We start from the raw sequence: 20,304 nt of genomic DNA on the forward strand, positions 1-20,304 counted from the left end.
CTCCGATAATTTTCATGATTGAGGAGCATTGTTACAGGGTCAGAGCATGCCAGATACGCGCATTTAGCTTAGATGCTCATCTCGAGAATTTGGCGACTGATCTCTAATGAAACAGTTTTATGTTCGCCTAGCTGTGTAAGATTGTGTGATTTAAGTTGCGTAATGATGATCTCAATATCTGTCTCCCCCAGTCCATAATCACTAAGACGAGTCGGCAATCCAAGTTGCTCAAAGAAGGCTCGAGTACGAGCAATAGCAGTATCAATACGTTGTTCTTCATCACCTTCGACAATCTGCCAGACTTGAGCTGCATACTGTAGTAATTTTTCTCGCTTCTCTTGACGACGCACTTGTAGATTGGCCGGCAACACAATGGCCAAGGTACGAGCATGATCAATACCATGTAAAGCCGTGAGCTCATGCCCAATTAAATGGGTTGACCAATCTTGTGGTACACCAGCTCCAATTAGCCCATTCAGTGCCATGCTAGCAGCCCACATCAAATTCGCACGCGTGTCATAATCTGCTGAATCGTCCAAGATTTTCGGTCCAATCTCAATCAGAGTTTGCAATAGACCTTCGGCAAAACGATCTTGTACTTGTGCATTGACAGGGTAAGTTAAGTACTGTTCCATGACATGAACAAATGCATCGACTACGCCATTTGCTAATTGGCGCGTCGGCAAGCTAAAAGTTTTATTCGGATCGAGTACGGAAAATTGCGGAAAAACATAGGGACTGCTAAATGACAATTTGGCTTGGGTCGATTTTCTGGTGACTACCCCACCGCTATTCATTTCTGAACCAGTTGCCGGAAGGGTGAGTACACTCGCAAAAGGCAAAGCTTGAGTAATTTTAGTACCATGGGTTTCTAAAATCTCCCATGTATCCCCTGTATAATTGACTGCTGCTGCAATAAATTTAGTACCGTCAATTACCGATCCACCACCGACAGCCATCAAGAAATCTATCTTTTGTTCTCGAATCAGCTCTACAGCTTTCATGAGGGTTTCATAACTCGGATTCGGCTCAATTCCGCCAAATTCATGAATTTCTCTTGCACCTAATGCTTCACGCACTTCAGCTAAAGTACCATTCTTACGTGCACTTTCACCACCAAACAACATTAATACTTTTGCTTCTGTAGGCACATAGTCATTGATTTTAACTATTGTATCGCCACCAAAAATAATGCGGGTCGGATTATAAAAGTTAAAATTCAGCATATTTTTATCCTAGGATGATCAGCTAATTGATTTGAAAAGCCACCGTTATTCATCAAATAAACTTAAAAAAAATTGGACAACACTGCGGCTTTTGACTACACCATGTGGTGACTATACATAAAAATAGACCAGTCGTCTATTTTTATAAAAATTATTTCAGCTTGGAGACTTGAGTGATGGTTAAACACATTCAGGCTTGTTCTATACCGCTTTTATTATTGATGTATTTTCACGAGCGATAGTTGGATGGAAGGTATCATCACGTATGACTACTGACATGGTCGTGAACGCATTGGCTAAAACAGTGAATGGCTCATACAAAATAGCAATGATTAAATATTTTAAAAGCAGATTGGCACGGTTTAGCAGATGTACAAATGCGACACTAAATTAGATAGATTGGTTCAACATAAAGCATGTACATAGGTGCATTCGTTTATTTACCCTGTTTTGATATTGACCCATGTAAATGATGAGATTAAGCCATTAAATAAAGTAGCCCAACTTGAATAAAAAGCCTCTGACAAACCTCACAGGGTTAAAGTGCTGCCTTTCATTCAAAATTTCAGGCAGCACCCTCATACATTTAAGCGTCAGTATGAGCTGGTAGTTTACTCGCCAAAACATCTACTTTTTCAATAGACGGTGGCTCTGAAAATAGCTCATCGGCCTGAGCCATCAAAGCAGCTGCAACCTTGCCAGATAAATGTGCTTGGCGACCCGCCTCATCAGGAAATGCATCGAAAATACCAAATGTTGTAGGTCCAAGACGTAGGCCAAACCACGCAACTGTCGCAGGTTCTTCCATTACAATTGGTAAACCGCCTTTAAGGAAAGCTTCCACTTCGTCTTCTTTACCCGGTTTAGCTTCAAGACGGACATATAAAGCTGTTTTAAGCATGACTAAAACTCCACAATTGATTAAAATTAAAACTCATACTGACATTGATAATTGGTGGTGTTTCAAAAAGTATGCTGAAAAAAACAATATGGCTTTTGATAAAATAGAGGTATGAAAATAACGCTACAAATCAAATGTCCTACCTGTCTAAGTAACAATATAAAGAGAAATGGCATCAAAGTAGATGGGAAACAAAACCATCAATGCAAAGATTGCAAACGTCAGTTTATTGGTGCTCATGCATTAAGCTATCAAGGGTGTAACTCAGGTATTACCGGCAAGATATTACATTTAATGATCAGAGGAAGCGGTGTAAGAGATATTGCTGAAGTCGAGCGTATCAGCATTGGCAAGGTATTACGAACCTTAAGTGAATCGATCTATCAGATTCAGCCTAAACAAAGCCACTACGAATGTCTTGAAGTCGATGAACTTTGGACTTTTGTAGGGAATAAGAAAAATAAACAATGGCTTATTTATGCCTACCATCGAGAATCTGGAGAAATTGTTGCTTATGTTTGGGGTAAGCGGGATTTAGCAACGGTTCAACGTCTTAAAGCTAGACTTAAAAAGCTTGGGGTTCAATATGCTCGAATTGCGAGTGATCATTGGGATAGTTTTATTGCAGCATTTCAATGTTGCAAGCAAGTGATCGGTAAGTTTTTTACCGTCGGTATTGAAGGTAACAATTGTAGAATTCGTCATCGAATCAGGCGTGGATTTAGGAGAAGTTGCAACTTTTCTAAAAAGCTCGAAAATCATTTTAAAGCCTTTGATTTGACTTTCTTTTACCTTAATAACGGATTTGTTTAACGCCAGCATACTTTTTGAAACACCACCTGATAATTTATGTATGTCAGAAAGTTTTGTTGTACAAAGGTTAAAAACAATTTTCCATAGCAGAGCCAAAATTTGGATGTTTATTTCGGCATAATGCTATGAATTTATTCAAGTTAAGATCATTAACATTTGAATCAAAAAATCAAGATATGAGATGATTAAATTCAATCTTAGTTATATAAGGATCAATTGATTCGTCCTTAGATTTATAAGCTGACCTCTTCATCTGGAAATTATATTGCTCAAGAAGCATTCAAGAACAATATTGTACATCCTCATATCTATGAAAGTTATTTAGCTAGGAATTTGCTGTGAAACTCTATATGTTTCTCTATAAAGCTCGCAATGAAGTAATAGCTATGGTCATACCCTTCTCTTAGGTTAAGTGTAAGAGGATATTCATGTTCCAAACAAATATTACTAAGAAGCTTAGGCCTTAACTGATCTTCAAGAAAATCATCAGCTGTTCCCTGATCGACTAAAATAGGTAAATGAACTTCAGCGTTTTTGATTAATTCAATCGCATCATAGCTTTTCCATAAAGTTTCGGTTTCACCTAAGTAGTGTGTAAAAGCCTTTTTCCCCCAAGGTACTTGGCTAGGTGCAACAATTGGTGCAAAAGCAGAAATACTTTTATACAGCTCAGGATTTTTTAACCCAATTACTAATGCACCATGACCACCCATGCTATGACCCATAATGCTTTGGACTTGATTGGTCGGAAAATTCAGGTCAATCAGATTTCTAAGCTCTTCCACAATATAATCATACATTTTGAAATGCTGTGACCAGGGTGCCTGTGTTGCATTCACATAGAATCCTGCGCCTTGGCCTAAATCATAATCTGCATGATCTGGTACATCCTCTCCACGTGGGCTGGTATCTGGTGCAACAATAATGACTTTATGTTCAGCCGCATACTTTTGTGCTCCGGCTTTAGTAATAAAGTTCTGTTCGTTGCAAGTCAGTCCTGATAACCAATATAAAACTGGCAACCGCTCATCTTTATCATGAGGTGGCAGATATATTGAGAATTTCATTGAACAGTTTAATGCTATTGACTGATGGCGATACACTTCTTGCGATCCACCAAAAGAAGCATGTTTCTCAATTATTTCCATAATCAATTACCTATGCTGAGCAAGACTTCATGAGAAATCGAGTAAACAAAGAGTCCGACATTCTCCACAGAGAATAGTGATAAAGATTTAAAATGTAGGCAGGTATGTTGAACCTATACACGATGCCTACACAGATAGATCAGTTTTACAGATAATGTGCCGTTTTAGAGGATTCCATGCATGTCATTCATGATGCACATGCATGGAAAACTATAAGGTCTGACAGAATTATTCGTAATGAATTACAGTACGAATTGACTTACCTTCATGCATTAGATCAAAGGCTTCATTGATCTGATCCAAGCCCATCGTATGTGTCACAAATGGTTCTAATTGAATTTTACCGTTCATGGCATCTTCAACCATTCCTGGAAGTTGCGTACGACCTTTTACGCCACCAAAGGCAGAACCTAGCCATTTACGACCAGTAACAAGCTGGAATGGACGGGTAGAGATTTCCTGACCTGCGCCAGCTACACCAATAATTACGGATTGTCCCCAGCCACGGTGTGCACTTTCAAGGGCTGCACGCATTACATTCACGTTACCAATACATTCAAATGAATGATCTACACCCCAGCCAGTCATTTCGACAATGACTTGCTGGATTGGTTTGTCGTAGTCTTTAGGGTTCAAGAAGTCCGTTGCACCAAACTCTTTTGCCAGCGCAAATTTATCTGGATTCATGTCAACCACAATAATACGCCCTGCTTTAGCTTGACGTGCGGCTTGTACGACTGCCAGACCAATACCACCTAAACCAAAGACCGCAACACTATCACCTTCTTGTACTTTAGCCGTGTTGTGTACTGCACCGATACCCGTTGTGACACCACAACCCAGTAAGCAGACATGTTCGTGATTGGCTTCAGGATTGATTTTAGCCAATGATACTTCTGCCACTACCGTATATTCACTGAACGTTGAGCAGCCCATATAGTGGTAAATCGGTTGACCATTGTAGGAAAAACGAGTTGTGCCATCTGGCATTACACCTCTACCTTGAGTTTCGCGAACGGAAATACACAAGTTCGATTTTCCAGATTTACAGAATACGCACTCGCCACATTCAGCAGTGTAAAGTGGAATAACATGATCACCTGGTTTGACGCTAGTCACGCCTTCACCAACCTCAACTACAACGCCAGCACCTTCATGCCCGAGAATAGCAGGAAAAACACCTTCAGGATCATCGCCAGATAAAGTAAATGCGTCTGTATGACACACACCAGTATGGGAGATCTTGATTAATACTTCACCTTTCTTCGGTGGCGCAACATCAACTTCAACAATTTGAAGAGGTTGACCAGGACCAAACGCAACAGCAGCACGTGACTTCATGGAATAATTCCTTATACAGATCTATTTTAAATATGATTTTAGAATCTTGGCGATTTCAGCCAATTCTTCTTTTCGTTGTTGTTCTGTGGTTTCACCTGATACTAAAGTGTCCTTTAAATGAACCTCCAGCATTTCATTCATTAAACCATTAATAGCACCACGCACAGAGCATATTTGTTGCAGAATTGCACCACATTCCACATTGTCTTCTAACGCTTTTTCAATCGCTTGCGTCTGACCTTTGATCCTTCTGACGCGTAGAAGAATCTTTTTTTTGTCTTCAACCTGATTAGGCATCAGACCTCCTTATTTGCTAGCTTTTATACTATAGTACCCCATAGTATAAAAAAAGCAATATTTTTTATAAACCTTAAAAATTTAGGTAGTGTTTCAAAAAGTATGCTGAGATTAAATGAAGTCACTATTGGCTCTGCAACTGGATGCCATAATTAACTTTCCGAATCTTTACAATAACTTATAAAATTAAACTTCTGACATACTCCCCCCCACTTTCGACTAACTCTTTACGAAACATGTTTCTCAGGGATTTTAAAAGCAAAACCTCACGGATTTAGGCATGCTTTCTGCTTCACAGAGCGACCTTTACTGCATCTTTCCTCCACAGACAAAGTGGTATGTCCTACCGCTAGAATATTGCGAGAAGCATTAATATCCGTATTCTTGCTAAAGCCACACTCAATACTGAACTAACACATCTAATCCGATGCCTTATTTTACAATTATTTCCCTCAATACCTATAGTGAAAAGCTTACCAATACTTTGCTGCCAGTCTTTAAATGCAGTGATAAAACTATCCCATTGATTACTTGAAATTCGGGTATAGTGAATACTTAAACAAAGGTGTTGCACTTGTGTTTTGAATCTACTTTTTATACTTGAAGTGTCAACAGACTCTATACAAAATCTGAGAAATATATGAGTGCAGAAGCCACATCTATCAGCCTTCTATCCCCTGTCATACTGCTCACAGCGGCAGTGATTTCAGTCCCCTTAATCAAGCGCCTAGGATTAAGCTCGGTATTGGGATATTTAATTGCAGGATTAATTATTGGTCCATTTGGACTAGCGTTTTTCTACGATTCTGCGTCTATTCTGCATATTGCTGAGCTTGGTATTGTGATGTATCTGTTTGTGATTGGACTAGAAATGCGTCCATCGTATTTATGGAGTTTAAGAAAAGAAATTTTTGGATTAGGCGCATTACAGATTAGTGCCGGTTCATTGGGGCTAACGGCTGTAGGCTTGGTCTATGGCTATTCTTGGCAAGTGAGTTTTGTGTGTGCTGCGGGCTTTGTACTCACCTCGACTGCAATTGTGATGCAACTTTTGGGAGATCGTGGAGACATTGCTCAACCACGAGGACAAAAAATTGTCTCGATCCTGCTTTTTGAAGACTTATTGATTGTACCTTTATTGGCAATTGTCGCTTTTATCGCACCGAATCATGTTGTTGAAAGTACTTCTACGCGTTTGCAGAGCATTGGGGTTGGTTTAATCTCAATTGCAGGTTTAATCGCTGCTGGCTATTGGTTGCTTAACCCTTTATTTCGCTTATTAGCCGCAGCCAAAGCCCGTGAAGTCATGACTGCAGCAGCACTCTTGGTGGTGCTCGGCGCAGCATTACTGATGCAAGTCAGTGGCTTATCAATGGCAATGGGGGCATTCCTTGCAGGGGTATTACTCTCCGAATCCACTTTTCGCCATCAGATTGAAGCGGATATTGAACCGTTTCGTGGCATATTGCTCGGGTTGTTTTTTCTGGGCGTAGGCATGTCATTAGACCTTAATGTCGTGAAAAATAACTGGGCGTTAATCTTAAGTGCTGTACTTCTGCTGATGTTTGTCAAAGCATCCATGATTTATCTGATTGCACGCCTGACCAAAAGTCCACACTCCGAAGCACTGGATCGTGCATTACTAATGGCTCAAGGGGGTGAGTTTGCTTTTGTACTCTTTACTGCCGCCATGAGTGCTCAAGTTATTAGTGCAGTTGAACGCTCAAACCTGACTGCGATTGTGGTCTTGTCGATGATTTTGACCCCCATCATAGGCATTCTGTTTAAACGTTTTACCCAAACTACAGAACAAACTTCTTTGGAAAATATCCGTATTGCCGAAGGACTTTCTGGAAAAGTCCTGATGATTGGTTTCGGTCGTTTTGGACAAGTCTCAAGTCAATTATTGCTTGCTCGAGGTATTGACGTGACTATCATTGATAATGATATCGACATGATTCAAAACGCTGAAAGATTTGGATTTAAAATTTATTATGGCGATGGTTCCCGTTTAGATATTTTACATGCCTCAGGAGCAGATACGGCTGAAGCAATTGTTGTTTGCGTAGACCACAAAGAAACGACGAATAAGATTGTAGAGTTGGTGCAACATGAATTTCCTATGGCCAAGTTACTGGTTCGCTCTTATGACCGTGAACATGCGCTGCATTTAGCAAAACAAAATGTGGATTACATGATACGCGAAACCTTCGAGTCGGCAATGCTATTTGGCGGTGCAATTTTAGAAGAACTGGGTGTTGACCAGGGTGATGTTGAAGAAATTAGCCAAGAAATCCGAGAACGAGACAAAGAACGTTTTGAAACTGAAATTGCAGCAGATGATGTCTATGCTGGTATCGGCTTGCAATATACAGGACCGCGTCCGACTGCACCTTTAATTACACCAAAGCACACAGGGCAAATTCTGAATGAAGATGGCACTCAACATTGACTACTCCACCGGCAATATTCTCCCCGATTAATGAAAGCTCGGTTAATAAATTTTAGGTGCAGGATTATTCATTTGAAAATTATATTGCGGAATAAGCCTTAGAAATAGTTTTGTGCAACAAAGCATATCTTTAGTGAGCGGATGATATCTATTATTCATTATTTAGGAATTATTAAATCCTATAAATATCATTTATTGGATTAATTTACTTTGGTACTGTGCATATCATCCCCCAGTTAAGAATAAGGAACAACTATGAATAAGATGATGAATGCTCTTATCCTAGAAAATTTTGGTGATCATGAATTTACACGTGTAGAACTCCCTATACCTCAACCAGAGGCTGGGCAAGTTCTAGTACGTATTCATGCTAGTGGTGTAAACCCTATTGATTATAAAATTCGTCTTGGTGAAGCACCATATGCTATGCCAGAGCTTCCTGCCGTGTTGGGAACAGATATGGCTGGGGTTGTAACTGCTATTGGTGAAGGTGTCACTCACTTCAACGTCGGAGATGAAGTTTACGGTCTGATTGGTGGCGTTCGTAATCTTCAAGGATCTTTAGCAGAATATGTTGTAGCAGATGCTGATCTGATCGCATTAAAGCCACGGAATATCTCTATGCGCGAGGCAGCAGTACTACCATTGACGTTCCTCACCGCTTGGGAAGGTTTAGTGGATAATGCTAAGGTCCAACCAGGGCAAACTGTACTGGTTCAAGGTGGTGCTGGTGGCGTTGGTTATATGGTGGTTCAGCTTGCAAAAGCACTTGATGCAAATGTTTGGGCGACTGGTCGTACAGCTGATCAATCACTGATTTCAGAACTCGGTGCAACACCTCTCGATTACACATCAGCATCTTCCGATGACATTATTGCTGCAAGCCCTGAGGGTCAAGGTTTTAACATTGTTTACGACACTGTGGGTGGTCCAGTACTCGAAGCTTCACTTTCCATGACGACTCACTATGGCCACATCACCAGCTGTGCTGCATTTGCAATCATAATTTAGCGAATTCATCTCTACGGTGTGCCACAGTGTCTGGCGTATTCGTCCTAATGCCGACGTTAACAGGCAATCGCCGTTCTCATCATGGTGATGTCCTTAAGACCGCAACTCGTCTCGTTGAGGAAGGTAAACTGCGTGCTATTGTTGATCCTCGTCATTTTACTCTAGACCAAGCGATTGAGGCTCATGATGCTGTTCAAAATCGCTCTGCCAATATTAAGGTAGTTATCGATGTCATTTAACGCACTTCAGGCCAAGACTTGGCGCTTCAATTGTATTGGAGATACAGATGTTCTGACATTAGAAACACTTCCTGTTGCTTTACCAGCCGCAGGAGAAGTTCTAATACAGATGAAAACGATCGGACTCAACCGGGCTGATGTAATGTTTCGGCGTGGTACTTATATTCAAAAGGCAGTATTCCCTTCTCGTCTGGGATATGAGGGAGCAGGCATAGTTCTGGCTATAGGTGAAGGTGTACGCCAATTTTCTCCAGGAGATGCAGTATCGATTCTTCCGACTGACAATCTAGCCAAATATGGGACATATGCGGACAAGCTTCTGATTCCAGAAACTTTTTTAGTTCACAAACCTGATAGTTTAAGTTGGGAAGAAGCTTCTTCAATCTGGATGCAGTATTTGACGGCTTGGGGTGGTGTAATCCATGCTGGTGGAGTTTCGAAAGGAAAAACGATCTTGATCACAGCAGCTTCAAGTAGCGTAGGACTAGCTGCGATACAGATAGCTGAAGCAGCGGGTGCTAAGGTCATTGCAAGTACACAGACGATAGAGAAAAAGCAACGTTTACTGGATCTCGGTGTTAAAAATGTTATAGCCACTGAAGATGAACCAGATTTGTATGAGGCGCTTGTTTTACGTTTAGGTGGAGAACATCTTGATGTCGCCTTCGATGCTGTAGGAGGACCTCATATTGAACAGATTGCAAAAGCGATGTCTGTAGGAGGAACGATGGTTATGCATGGTGCACTTAGCCCTGAGATCACACCATTTCCCCTTAAAGTTGCGTTACGCAAGAGCTTAACCATGCGAGGTTTTTTGTTCCTTGAGGTTCTCCATGACCCTGTTCTAAGGGAGCAAGCCAGACGATTTATTCTTAGCAGTATAGGTGCAGGATATCTTCGTCCAGTGATCGACTGTTGCTTTAACTTTGAGGACATGCATGATGCTCAGCGCTATCTTGAATCAAATCAGCAAATAGGAAAAATTGTAGTTACTCTAGATACATGATGGTCTTATCTGATTCAGGTTTCTATATAGCCCAGCACTTCCACTAAGTAATCAAACAATGCTCGGATTCGCAAAGGTGTCGGGCCCCGCTGTGGACGATATAAATACAGGCGCCAAACAGGAGAGGTTTCCTCATGAAGTATCTGAATGAGCTTACCACTCCTAAGCCACGGCAAAACTAGAAATCCAGGCATGTGTCCGAATCCAACTCCAGCGAGAATAGCTTGAAATTCAGCTTCTAGATCATCTGTAATAAAACGGGGCTTTGATGGCGTAAAGCTTCGACTTTCAGTGAATGTCCATGGCCAGTAACGCCCTGTTTTATGATCGACTAGTGCTGTTAGAGGGTATTTATCTAGGTCAATAATTTTTTTGGGCATTCCAACCTTATCAATTAACTCTGGCGTACCCACAGAATAAAAGTTCACTTTAGCCAATTCCCTTGCCACATATCGATTGTCCGGCAAAAATCCAAATCTGATCCCGATATCTATCCGCTCATCGATCACATCCGAGTGTGAATCTGTTAGCACACAATCCACGACAATATCTGGATAACGTGTTGCAAATTCTGCTAGTGCAGGTACTACCAATTTACGCCCTAACACAGACGACACAGTAAGACGGACAGTCCCACGCATTTCATCTCGTTTTTCCTTGGTGTCTTTTACAAGCAAAGCATCGATCGATCCCACCGCAAAACGTGCTTGCTTTGCCAAACGCTCACCATCAGCAGTAATTTTAATTTGTCGAGTACTCCTGTAGAACAGAATTTCTCCGCGCTGCTCTTCTAGCTCCTTTATTGCCCGTGTCACTACCTGCGGGGAAATACCGAGCTGAGTTGCTGCCTCTTTAAAATTTCGACACTCTGCTGCGACACAAAAGATACGTATCATTTCCAATTTGTTCTGCATGTCCAATCCTGTGTTATGGTAATTATTCCGTAAATAGGAATTCTGAAAGATAATATTATTCATTTATTATACCTAACAAGGCTGTAATACTTAATCCATCAAATATGATTGACAGATAGGTTGAAGGTTACTTGTATGAATAATATAGAAAATAAAGTTATTGTTATCACAGGTGCAAGTAGTGGTTTAGGTGAAGCTACTGCTCGCTTACTTGCTAAAAAAGGTGCAAAGGTTGTACTTGGTGCTAGACGTACTGAAAAATTAGAGGCTATTGTTCACGACATTCGTGCTGAAGGTGGTCAAGCTGAATTTATTGGTATGGATATAACCAAACCACATGAAGTACAAGCACTTATTGAAAAGGCATTAAGCGCATTTGGTCAAATCGATGTATTGGTAAACAATGCTGGATTAATGTCTATTGCACCATTAAGTGAGCTAAAAGTTGATGAATGGGATCGTATGATCGACATTAATATTAAAGGTGTTCTTTATGGTATAGCAGCTACCCTACCTGTTTTCCAAAAACAAAACTTTGGACACTTTATTAATCTCGCATCTGTTGCAGGGATAAAAGTATTTAGTCCAGGAGGTACTGTTTATAGCGGTACTAAGTTTGCTGTAAGAGCCATCTCTGAAGGACTTCGTCATGAAGTTGGGGGAACAATTAGAACGACTACTATTGAGCCTGGTGCAATTGAGTCAGAACTAAAATTTGGTTCTTCTCATAAAGAAAGTTCAGAGTTTGTTACTGATTTCTACAAACAAGCCATACCAGCTGACTCAGTCGCTCGAGCAATTGCTTATGCAATTGAACAGCCTGCGGATGTAGATATTAATGAAATTGTTTTGCGCCCAACGAGCCAAGAGTTTTAATTATTAAATAACATAAAATGGGAGCACTTCGCTCCCATTTTTACTATATTTTTTAAAGTTGAGGACAAATCTATGAAAGCCGTATCGTATGTTATAAATAACCATGATGATTTTAAAAATTCATTGGTAGATATTGAAAAAGCGAAGCCTACGCTTAAGGAGCGTGATGTACTGGTAAAAGTTCAGGCAATCTCTGTGAATCCAGTTGATACCAAAGTGAGAAAAAATTCGTCTGAAGCAAATAATCGTATTTTAGGTTGGGATGCCGTTGGGGAAATTATTGAAGTTGGCTCAAAAGTTACCTCGTTTAAAGTAGGAGATTCTGTTTGGTATGCTGGCGATTTAACCCGAGATGGTAGTAATGCTGAGTTTCAAGCAGTCGATGAACGAATTATCAGTCTTAAACCCATTACAGTATCTAATGCAGAAGCAGCAGCATTGCCATTAACTGCAATAACGGCATGGGAAATGCTGTTTGATCGGTTTCAAATTTCAGAAACAGAAGTTGGCAGTATTTTAATTATTGGTGGTGCAGGCGGTGTAGGATCAATTGCTATCCAACTCCTAAAAGCAAAAACAAATCTGACCGTTATAGCAACAGCTTCACGTGAAGAAACCAAATCTTGGGTGAAATCATTGGGTGCCGACCATGTCATTGATCATAGCAAAGATTTAAATGCACAAATCGAGACACTAGGTATTGAAAATACCAAAATACGTATTCTCTACCAATCATACAGAAACCTATATCAAGCAAATAGTTTCTCTGATTGCTCCACAAGGCAAGCTTGGATTGATCGATGATCCACAAACCTTTGATATTATGCCGTTTAAGACTAAATCTATTTCTATCCATTGGGAGTTGATGTTCACCCGTTCAATGTATGAAACCGATGATATTGAAAAGCAAGGTAATCTATTGCAACAGGTTGCCCAATTAGTTGACCAGCAAAAAATTAGAAGTACCCTCAACCAAAATCTAGGAAAAATTAACGCTGCAAACTTGGAGAAGGCGCATAAGTTGCTTGAATCAGGCAAATCAAAAGGCAAAATTGTACTAGAAAACTTCTAAAACAAATTAAAGGTGAAATAATGACTATTTCAGTAATTGCAAACTTTAAGGCAAAGTCAGATCAAAAAGAGACGTTAGAAGCGCTTTTAAAAAGTGTAATAGAGCCTACGCTTCAAGAAGAAGGATGCTTGAAATATGAGCTTTATATTAGTGAAAATGACTCGAGTAGATATTTCTTCTTAGAAGAATGGCGTAGCAGGGAGGATTTAGATATCCATATAGCCTCTGATTATATTCAAAGTTTATTTGGTAATATCCAATCGCTAATTGAATCAAGTGATATTGTAGAAATCAAAAAAATATAGCTGTATTCGGACATTATGATGAAGCATTCTTCAAATTAACATAGAGACTTAGAAAGCCAACATAAAAATAGGAGCTCTAAGCTCCTATTTTTTCTGGTTTTTTTCATTTTCAGGGCTTTGTTGCACAAAGATTTGAAATGCAAAGCACCCCTAATTGAGCCAAATTTAAGGCGTAACTTGGGTAAGTGGTCGACCTAATTCCGTAAATCTGTTAAGGACTGCTACACGTGCATGGATCTCATTCACTTGGCTATCAAAACTCCTTGCACTGAGTTTATCTCCTAATAATTTGATGCAATGCATCTTAGTTTCAACCAAACTTCGCCGATGATAGCCTGACCATTTTTTCCATAGTGTCCTGCCTAAACGTTTAATTGTTCGAAGTAATTCATTTCGCTCTAGCGAGCTACTCTTTGTATCTTTCCATGGTTTCGCATTTTTTCTAGGTGGAATCACCGCATGCCCTTGCCGATCTGCAATGACCTGACGGCATTGCTTGGTGTCATAAGCTCCATCGGTATAAACAGAGTCAATCCGCTCATCTTGTGGAATCTGATTAAGTAAATCACCAAGCACCTGTGAATCACTGACATTATTGGTTGTAAGCTAAACTGCTCGTATTTGTAGGGTTTTAGCATCTATACCAATATGTAGTTTACGCCATTGGCGACGATATTCAGGTCCATGTTTCTTTCGTTTCCATTCGCCCTCACCTAGAAACTTCATGCCTGTAGAGTCCATGAGTAGATGCAGTCCATCGCTACTTTTTGGTAGCTGATTACAATATCAATATGCTTTTGTCTTCTACAAAGCGTGGTGTAATCTGGAGCTATCCAATTTAATCCGCAAAGTTTAATCAGACTTTGCACAAAGCCAGTGACCATACGTAAAGACAGACGGAATAAGGATTTAATCATTAAGCAGCATTGGATGGCTGCGTCGGAGTAGGTTTGATTTCGCCCTTGTTTGCCTTTTGATGGCGCATACCATTGCGTAGCAGGATCAAACCAAATGGCAATATTTCCGCGACTCATGAGTGCTCGGTTATATGCGGGCCAATTGGTTGTGCGGTAGATTTTGTGTGTAGGCTTCTTCATTTGAAAATTATATCGCTGAAAAACCCTTTACAGATAGGTTTGTGCAACAAAGCCTTAGGGGTGGCGACAATTGAACTCAATAAATAAGGCATTGTTATTTACAAGTTTTGAAAAATTAAATTACTCAGTGATACACATAGTGATACAAGATACCCTTTATTGAGTTGCAAATGGGTCATTTTACCTCAGTCAGTTTTAGCGCCGAATTCAGCGACATTACAGACGAAATTCGAAATGTCCGCTGTTGGTTTGGTTCTAAATTGATTACTTCATCAACTTGAGCGTATGGGCAAAGTGATGATGCGGCTAAATCAACTTTCACATCGTACTCTTGAGGCTTTAAATAAACCGTTGCATGTTCACTGGGCTTCAAGGTAAATGCTTTTTTGCCATCCACATATACCCGATGATTACACGCTGCACCCCAAGCCCCGCCATCTCTAATGATTGTTAGGCTTGCGTTGCGTTCACTTGTCTTCACGCGGTTTTCTTCTTTTATATACATTCTATCGGGGCTTACTTCTTTAGCGTTACTTGAAGCCGTTGGGGTTGTTGCGCACCCGCTAAGCATTGCAATTGTAACGAAGCTGATAAGGGATAGTTTTTTCATGTTTTTAGTGCCTTTGTTTGTTGTTTTAAAAATAATGCCTTAAATATGACCGCATATATGCTCTATTTGATCATGGTTTGCTCTATATTGAGTTTAAATTTAAAAGAACAATAAACCCTACAGCTAACCACTAAAAAATCAAATACAGGGAAAATAGGGGCATAAAGGCTTGAGACAAGGATTGGCGAAAAATACTCCGCGCACGACACACGCTATACACAGCACAATGAGCTAATTCTCTAAGACTTCGCTCATTGTACTTTTTTATGATTGCGCCTTACTCACTGATGAGCAAATACTCACCGCTTACATTTTGTATGATCATTCCGTTTTCTATTTTTTAGAACGGCCATCGATGTTAAGTTTGTGAAAGTTTCTTGTGTTGCTGAGTCAGCAAGGTTTAGAAATTGTTCTTCCGTTAGGGTTTCTACTTTCATGATTTTTTCCTCGGTTTATTATGGGTGGTTATAAATTGTTCTAAACCGATGTTATTGGAAAAACCGAGATAAGCGGTAACTTAACATGATGATTTTTTAACCAATTTATTTATAATTTTGATTGTTTTTCTCGATAAAAATAAGGATAGATTTGAGTTAAATAAATTTCGCTATTTTTTTAATACTCCATTCCTTTTTATTGGTTCGTCAGTTCGCTTCGCGAACTTCCTCTCACTGTTAAATATTATTCCCGCTTGTTGGGTAAATTCTTGTTTAAATATTAAGTGGTGTATATGCCCTATAAGTTAATAGGCAGACAAACACCGCAAAATCACCTTGTAGACTTACTGCGGTGTGGGATTCAGACGTTCGAGCTTTAAAAAAAAGTGAGTAATTATTGCGAAAAATGCTCAATCTAAAAAGTGAGTAATTATTGCGAAGTCTGTCTACCATAAAATTGAGTTATTATGGCGAAGTTACTCTACTTGAAGTTGCGCTTTAAGTTACTCACACACTTACTCAGCAAGCTGTTTAACTCAGCATGTTTGATCAGTAATTCATCAAGGGTGCGTTTATGGCGGCTGTTACTGTAGTGTGCATCATTCCGCTTTCCAAACGTGCCCACGGACTCCATATAGAGCTTCTTGTCTTGCTCGGTTGCTTTGTTACTTTGCTTAGTGAACTTCAAATGATTAAAGGCACATTGAATTATCTCAGGCAAGTTGCCTAGGCCATTATCAACTCCAAGCTCCGACACAGCGCAATTGACCTCTGTTCTTACCCTATACTCACTCTTATTGAGGTTTAGACGGCGGTCTGTCGTCTTGTAATATGATCGATAATAGACGGGTGAGTCTTTAGGATTTACGCCGATACAATAACCATCTTCTAGTTTTTCTAAAAGGTGAATAGGGGATGTTGGGATCGTTTGGAATTCGCCTTGTTTTTTATATACGCGCTGATTGGTCGAGTCTTTAACGTATGCCAATGATTTGTAGAGCGCCGTAAGCAAGCCTTTGCTTTTAGCGTTATAGAAGTCGAGTGAGGCTTCTATGCGGGCTACTTTAATGTCCGTTTGCTTTACGCCGTAATGCTCCAAGGGCTTGATAACTGCATTTAATCCTTTCTTGGACTTCACGTTATGCACTCGAATAGTAAATGTGTTTGACTGCTGCTCTAATCCATTGTGATCGGGTTCAACGTAGTAGCCGACGCCTGTCTTTTCGGTTAAGTGCTTTTTAATCTGTTGGTATGTGGTGGGTTTATTCGCCTCAAACTGCAAAACAATAAAATCGATTACAGGTTTAATTTCGATGCCCATTGCCTCAAAATCATAGCTGTGTATGTTGCTGTAAATTTCCGCTTCCCAGGCCTGGGCTAACTTTGCATTATCAGCATAACGCTGATGCATAACTTGTAATATTTGTTCTAGGTCTTCATTCGATACTGTGGGCGGTACGGTGATTACTTTGCTTTCATCTGCTGAAGATTCTAATAGTAATTGGTCAAGCTCGGCGTCTAGTCTTGCCGTTAACAACTCAGCGGCATTGCCACCAAGTGATAACACTTTGCTCGCCAATTCATCTCGACCACAATATAAGCTGTTTAGTTTGTTGAGGGTTTCAGCGTCGCTTTCATAATTAGAATTGACGTAAGTGAGTGAAGCCATATAATCAGCGGTGTAAATTGCGTTCATGTTAAGCTCGTCATAACGTAATGATTAACGCCGCTGTGATTCGTACCCGCAGCGGCGTTTGTTTTTAACTCGTGATTACGCCAATTATTTTGACGTATTCATCTGTTTAACCAACTCGATTTTAATTTCATCGTGTTTGAGTTCGTGTCCTGCTGCTGCATAAAAGTCAACCGCGTACTGACATGCTTTATTGATCCCCGCCTCTGTGTTAAGGGCAAAAACTCCGTCATTTTCCTCAATGATGTTTAGCACAATTTCGCTAATGTCTTCTTGGCTTAAAAGTTTAAGTGACTCAGCCGCTTGCTGTGTTAGATGTTCCATTTTTCTTCTCCCTATACAGCCAGACACATGGTTTGCTTATGCCACTGAACAAGCTCTGCATAATCAAAATATACATGCGCCTGTTTTGATGTGCCCATCTTGCAAAACTTCGGAAAGGAAGGGTCTTTTTGCATTAATTTATTTAAGCCGTCAACGCTCAAGCCAAGAGCCTTCGCAGCCTCTTTTTTGGGGATTCTGATCGGGGTAATATGGTGCATTTTGAAATATCCATGTTTATCTGTTTTCATGAATATTTATACAGGAGAATACTTACTGCCATAAAAGTGGCAGTAAGTACCAAATGTTGTTTTTTTAATCAATCATGATGTTTTTATTTTTGCTTTTGGGTTCGGATTCAAAATTGCTCTCATTCGCTCTTTTAACCTCTTTAAGCCGCTAGCTTCGATTTCCTGTTTATCTAATTGCCAATCTATGTAAGTTGACCTAGTTTTTCCACTTGGTAGTTCGCCTTTTTCAATAAGATACATTTTTTCCCACAACTCTATAGCAAGCCCTAATTCGGGTGCATAGAATTTATTTTCCTTATTTTGCGCCTGATGGAATGATGGAATTGACTTAATTTGATCTTCGTCAAAGAGAAAATCTCCCCTTGTAAATTTTTTACCTACTCCAAGTTCAGCAACTACCAAAGCTAACTCAATTGATTCGTGATCCTTTATTTCATGGAACTTTTTAACGACTGTGTGCGTATTTTCGTTAATTTTACTTTTAAGTAGCACATACTCGCCGACCTTACCGCACTTCATAACTAAAACAATCTCTATTGGTATGCTCTCGTCCACCAATGCGTTGCATAATTCACGAGTGTTAGTTGGCTCAATACCTACCTTGAGATAGCCCTTGTACTCAGTTTCTATCTTTCTGGCAAGATAATCGCCATCTACTTTGAACCCCTGTGCAAACACTTCGCAAATGTCATATTTTCCCCTAATATAAATGTCTAAATAACCATTAGAGACATAGTGCATTAAAGTGAACTCATTACACTTTTGCTTTGTTAGCTTTTGAAGTTCGGCAATTGCCTCTGCATAATTAATCATGAAAATTAGTCCCTGTCTTCTTGAATTGAATCACGCTGTCATCTGCTAGTTGCTCTAAATGATCTGCATACCACTGCATAATATTTTTACGGTCTGGCAAGTAATGAGCCTTGTTATACACCCCTGCTACACCGTCTTTAACATGGGCTAAAGCCGCCTCAATATGACGTTCATCAAAACCACGATTATTTAGCAATGTACTCGCAATATGTCTAAAGCCATGTGGTGTCTGCCTGCCTTGATAGCCCATGCGGCGCAAAGCCATAATGAATACCGTGTCTGATTTGGGCGCATGATTATTTGTTCTACTTGGAAATAAGTAATCAGACTGACCATTTAATAACTTTAAGCTACGAAGTAATTGCACCGCTTGAGTCGGTAATGGGACAATATGCTCGCGGCGTTTTTTCATACGGTCCGCGGGGATATTCCAAAGGCCCTGCTCTAAATCAAATTCATACCACTTCGCTTCTCTTAACTCACTAGGACGACAAAACAACATAGCTAAAAGCTGTAACCCTATTCGACTGTCTAAGGTCGGGTAGCCATTAATAGCCCGCAGTAAGGCAGGCAACTCCCTCTCACTTACATGAGCCATATTTTCTTTTTTGCCTTTCTCTAAAAACTTACCTATACCTTCAAGGGGGTTATAGTCTATCCGCCCAGTAACTTTTGCATAGTCGTAAATATCTCTACACATCGCGGCAATGCGGTTCACTTGCTCGTAAATTTTGAACTTTTGCTGTATTCCCTGTAAGTGATTCATCCATTCGATCGGTCTAATGGAGGCAAATAACTTCTTCCCGAATGTGGGAAAAATATGCTTCTCTAATGCCCCTTTGTTTCGAGTCATCGTATCCGCGACCCACTTATTGAGCTTAGTGTCTAACCACTCACGGGCCAAAGCTTCAAATGTCGCCGTGTTATCTTCAAGTTCTTTCGCTTTACGGTCTTGTTTTGTGATAATTGGATTTAAACCGTTGCCGATGTCATTTAGCAATTCCTGTGCTTTCTTACGTGCTAGCTTTCCCTTGATTGAGGGATATCCGCCAATACCTAACCATGACCATTTCCCATCTAGCTTTTTAAATCTCAATTGCCATGATTTAGTACCATTCGCTTTGACAAAGAAATAAAGCCCATTGCCATCAAGCTCGCGATAATCTTTATCTTCTGATTCTAGGTTTTCCAGAACGGTATCTGAAAGTGGTCTTTTTTTTATATCTGACCTTTTCATTCTTGTATCACTGTGGTTTCAATAATTATCGAATGATACAAGGTGTGATACACAGCAAGCAATACTATAGTTATTGATGATTCTTTATAAATACACATAAAAAAGCCCTGAATCCGTTAAGATTCAGGGCTTTCCAATTCATAAGTCGTTATTTAACGTCATGTGAATTTATAAAATTGGTGGAGGTGGCGTCAATCGAGCTCAAATCCTAACCCATTCATTCTAAATATATTTTATTGAATAA

Annotated in this window: 17 protein-coding genes and 5 pseudogenes; 8 read left to right on the forward strand and 14 right to left on the reverse strand. The window is 40.0% G+C overall.

Features of this window, described 5'->3' with window-relative positions; translation table 11 throughout:
• Positions 1–68: 68 nt before the first annotated feature.
• Complete coding sequence (locus AC4CU2_RS13090) at positions 69–1,226, reverse strand: iron-containing alcohol dehydrogenase (RefSeq protein ID WP_279045378.1); 1,158 nt, start codon at positions 1,224–1,226, stop codon at positions 69–71.
• 184 nt (positions 1,227–1,410) lie between these two features.
• On the opposite strand from AC4CU2_RS13090, the pseudogene AC4CU2_RS13095 reads away from it, so the two are divergent.
• Positions 1,411–1,739, forward strand: a pseudogene (locus tag AC4CU2_RS13095) (IS3 family transposase); the annotation flags it as partial.
• 73 nt (positions 1,740–1,812) lie between these two features.
• On the opposite strand, the gene AC4CU2_RS13100 reads toward AC4CU2_RS13095, so the two are convergent.
• Positions 1,813–2,127, reverse strand: coding sequence for a putative quinol monooxygenase (locus AC4CU2_RS13100; RefSeq protein WP_201607873.1), 315 nt, complete (start codon positions 2,125–2,127; stop codon positions 1,813–1,815).
• A gap of 111 nt (positions 2,128–2,238) precedes the next feature.
• Here AC4CU2_RS13100 and AC4CU2_RS13105 point away from each other — a divergent pair, with 111 nt between their 5' ends.
• On the forward strand, positions 2,239–2,940 hold the full coding sequence (locus tag AC4CU2_RS13105; protein WP_017725332.1) for an IS1 family transposase: 702 nt from the start codon (positions 2,239–2,241) through the stop codon (positions 2,938–2,940).
• A 317-nt stretch (positions 2,941–3,257) separates the two neighbouring features.
• Here AC4CU2_RS13105 and fghA read toward each other — a convergent pair whose 3' ends face one another.
• The 4 genes and pseudogenes from fghA to AC4CU2_RS13125 all read right to left on the reverse strand — a co-directional run.
• Positions 3,258–4,088 carry an S-formylglutathione hydrolase gene (fghA, locus tag AC4CU2_RS13110; RefSeq protein ID WP_490737988.1) on the reverse strand — a complete coding sequence of 277 codons (831 nt, stop codon included), beginning with the start codon at positions 4,086–4,088 and terminating at the stop codon, positions 3,258–3,260.
• A 228-nt stretch (positions 4,089–4,316) separates the two neighbouring features.
• A complete protein-coding gene (locus AC4CU2_RS13115; protein WP_004897268.1) occupies positions 4,317–5,429 on the reverse strand; it encodes an S-(hydroxymethyl)glutathione dehydrogenase/class III alcohol dehydrogenase in 1,113 nt (370 codons plus the stop codon).
• Between the two features lie 21 nt (positions 5,430–5,450).
• On the reverse strand, positions 5,451–5,726 hold the full coding sequence (locus tag AC4CU2_RS13120) for a metal/formaldehyde-sensitive transcriptional repressor (RefSeq protein WP_001133625.1): 276 nt from the start codon (positions 5,724–5,726) through the stop codon (positions 5,451–5,453).
• Between the two features lie 418 nt (positions 5,727–6,144).
• Positions 6,145–6,285, reverse strand: a pseudogene (locus AC4CU2_RS13125) (IS1 family transposase); the annotation flags it as partial.
• A gap of 81 nt (positions 6,286–6,366) precedes the next feature.
• Here AC4CU2_RS13125 and AC4CU2_RS13130 point away from each other — a divergent pair.
• The 3 genes and pseudogenes from AC4CU2_RS13130 (at position 6,367) to AC4CU2_RS13140 (ending at position 10,434) form a co-directional block, all read left to right on the forward strand.
• On the forward strand, positions 6,367–8,178 hold the full coding sequence (locus AC4CU2_RS13130) for a monovalent cation:proton antiporter-2 (CPA2) family protein (RefSeq protein WP_234303966.1): 1,812 nt from the start codon (positions 6,367–6,369) through the stop codon (positions 8,176–8,178).
• A 255-nt stretch (positions 8,179–8,433) separates the two neighbouring features.
• Positions 8,434–9,428: pseudogene (locus AC4CU2_RS13135) on the forward strand (zinc-dependent alcohol dehydrogenase family protein).
• Positions 9,418–10,434 carry a zinc-dependent alcohol dehydrogenase family protein gene (locus AC4CU2_RS13140; protein WP_490768962.1) on the forward strand — a complete coding sequence of 339 codons (1,017 nt, stop codon included), beginning with the start codon at positions 9,418–9,420 and terminating at the stop codon, positions 10,432–10,434. The pseudogene AC4CU2_RS13135 and the gene AC4CU2_RS13140 overlap by 11 nt, the downstream one beginning before the upstream one ends.
• 14 nt (positions 10,435–10,448) lie before the next feature.
• Here AC4CU2_RS13140 and AC4CU2_RS13145 read toward each other — a convergent pair whose 3' ends face one another.
• A complete protein-coding gene (locus AC4CU2_RS13145; RefSeq protein ID WP_279045392.1) occupies positions 10,449–11,348 on the reverse strand; it encodes a LysR family transcriptional regulator in 900 nt (299 codons plus the stop codon).
• A gap of 135 nt (positions 11,349–11,483) precedes the next feature.
• On the opposite strand from AC4CU2_RS13145, the gene AC4CU2_RS13150 reads away from it, so the two are divergent.
• From AC4CU2_RS13150 to AC4CU2_RS13160, 3 genes and pseudogenes are all read left to right on the forward strand, one after another.
• The gene (locus AC4CU2_RS13150; protein WP_004647740.1) at positions 11,484–12,224 is read left to right on the forward strand and encodes an SDR family oxidoreductase; all 741 of its coding nucleotides are present in this window, start codon (positions 11,484–11,486) and stop codon (positions 12,222–12,224) included.
• A gap of 72 nt (positions 12,225–12,296) precedes the next feature.
• A pseudogene (locus tag AC4CU2_RS13155) lies at positions 12,297–13,296 on the forward strand (zinc-binding alcohol dehydrogenase family protein).
• A gap of 20 nt (positions 13,297–13,316) precedes the next feature.
• On the forward strand, positions 13,317–13,601 hold the full coding sequence (locus AC4CU2_RS13160; RefSeq protein ID WP_004647742.1) for a putative quinol monooxygenase: 285 nt from the start codon (positions 13,317–13,319) through the stop codon (positions 13,599–13,601).
• Between the two features lie 165 nt (positions 13,602–13,766).
• On the opposite strand, the pseudogene AC4CU2_RS13165 reads toward AC4CU2_RS13160, so the two are convergent.
• From AC4CU2_RS13165 to AC4CU2_RS13195, 7 genes and pseudogenes are all read right to left on the reverse strand, one after another.
• Positions 13,767–14,698, reverse strand: a pseudogene (locus AC4CU2_RS13165) (IS5 family transposase).
• A gap of 175 nt (positions 14,699–14,873) precedes the next feature.
• Positions 14,874–15,308, reverse strand: a complete 435-nt coding sequence (locus AC4CU2_RS13170; RefSeq protein ID WP_279044652.1) for a hypothetical protein — start codon at positions 15,306–15,308, stop codon at positions 14,874–14,876.
• 918 nt (positions 15,309–16,226) lie between these two features.
• On the reverse strand, positions 16,227–17,441 hold the full coding sequence (locus tag AC4CU2_RS13175; protein ID WP_490768963.1) for a hypothetical protein: 1,215 nt from the start codon (positions 17,439–17,441) through the stop codon (positions 16,227–16,229).
• An 84-nt stretch (positions 17,442–17,525) separates the two neighbouring features.
• Positions 17,526–17,762 (reverse strand): hypothetical protein, encoded by a 237-nt coding sequence (locus AC4CU2_RS13180; protein ID WP_279044657.1) that lies wholly within the window; start codon positions 17,760–17,762, stop codon positions 17,526–17,528.
• A gap of 11 nt (positions 17,763–17,773) precedes the next feature.
• Positions 17,774–18,010, reverse strand: a complete 237-nt coding sequence (locus tag AC4CU2_RS13185; RefSeq protein WP_279044660.1) for a transcriptional regulator — start codon at positions 18,008–18,010, stop codon at positions 17,774–17,776.
• Between the two features lie 72 nt (positions 18,011–18,082).
• Positions 18,083–18,823, reverse strand: a complete 741-nt coding sequence (locus AC4CU2_RS13190) for a hypothetical protein (protein ID WP_279044663.1) — start codon at positions 18,821–18,823, stop codon at positions 18,083–18,085.
• Positions 18,816–20,060: a tyrosine-type recombinase/integrase gene (locus AC4CU2_RS13195; RefSeq protein ID WP_279044665.1), complete on the reverse strand. Its 1,245-nt coding sequence runs from the start codon at positions 20,058–20,060 to the stop codon at positions 18,816–18,818. Before AC4CU2_RS13195 ends, AC4CU2_RS13190 begins: the two co-directional genes overlap by 8 nt.
• Positions 20,061–20,304: the final 244 nt, after the last annotated feature.

It is taken from the genome of Acinetobacter sp. 797_lipA, from assembly GCF_058243025.1.

Bases quoted from the DNA above. Each gene is read 5' to 3' on its own strand.
- AC4CU2_RS13090 (WP_279045378.1), bottom strand. From the start codon at position 1,226: ATGCTGAATTTTAACTTTTATAATCCGACCCGCATTATTTTTGGTGGC.
- AC4CU2_RS13100 (WP_201607873.1), bottom strand. From the start codon at position 2,127: ATGCTTAAAACAGCTTTATATGTCCGTCTTGAAGCTAAACCGGGTAAA.
- AC4CU2_RS13105 (WP_017725332.1), top strand. From the start codon at position 2,239: ATGAAAATAACGCTACAAATCAAATGTCCTACCTGTCTAAGTAACAAT.
- fghA (WP_490737988.1), bottom strand. From the start codon at position 4,088: ATGGAAATAATTGAGAAACATGCTTCTTTTGGTGGATCGCAAGAAGTG.
- AC4CU2_RS13115 (WP_004897268.1), bottom strand. From the start codon at position 5,429: ATGAAGTCACGTGCTGCTGTTGCGTTTGGTCCTGGTCAACCTCTTCAA.
- AC4CU2_RS13120 (WP_001133625.1), bottom strand. From the start codon at position 5,726: ATGCCTAATCAGGTTGAAGACAAAAAAAAGATTCTTCTACGCGTCAGA.
- AC4CU2_RS13130 (WP_234303966.1), top strand. From the start codon at position 6,367: ATGAGTGCAGAAGCCACATCTATCAGCCTTCTATCCCCTGTCATACTG.
- AC4CU2_RS13140 (WP_490768962.1), top strand. From the start codon at position 9,418: ATGTCATTTAACGCACTTCAGGCCAAGACTTGGCGCTTCAATTGTATT.
- AC4CU2_RS13145 (WP_279045392.1), bottom strand. From the start codon at position 11,348: ATGCAGAACAAATTGGAAATGATACGTATCTTTTGTGTCGCAGCAGAG.
- AC4CU2_RS13150 (WP_004647740.1), top strand. From the start codon at position 11,484: ATGAATAATATAGAAAATAAAGTTATTGTTATCACAGGTGCAAGTAGT.
- AC4CU2_RS13160 (WP_004647742.1), top strand. From the start codon at position 13,317: ATGACTATTTCAGTAATTGCAAACTTTAAGGCAAAGTCAGATCAAAAA.
- AC4CU2_RS13170 (WP_279044652.1), bottom strand. From the start codon at position 15,308: ATGAAAAAACTATCCCTTATCAGCTTCGTTACAATTGCAATGCTTAGC.
- AC4CU2_RS13175 (WP_490768963.1), bottom strand. From the start codon at position 17,441: ATGAACGCAATTTACACCGCTGATTATATGGCTTCACTCACTTACGTC.
- AC4CU2_RS13180 (WP_279044657.1), bottom strand. From the start codon at position 17,762: ATGGAACATCTAACACAGCAAGCGGCTGAGTCACTTAAACTTTTAAGC.
- AC4CU2_RS13185 (WP_279044660.1), bottom strand. From the start codon at position 18,010: ATGAAAACAGATAAACATGGATATTTCAAAATGCACCATATTACCCCG.
- AC4CU2_RS13190 (WP_279044663.1), bottom strand. From the start codon at position 18,823: ATGATTAATTATGCAGAGGCAATTGCCGAACTTCAAAAGCTAACAAAG.
- AC4CU2_RS13195 (WP_279044665.1), bottom strand. From the start codon at position 20,060: ATGAAAAGGTCAGATATAAAAAAAAGACCACTTTCAGATACCGTTCTG.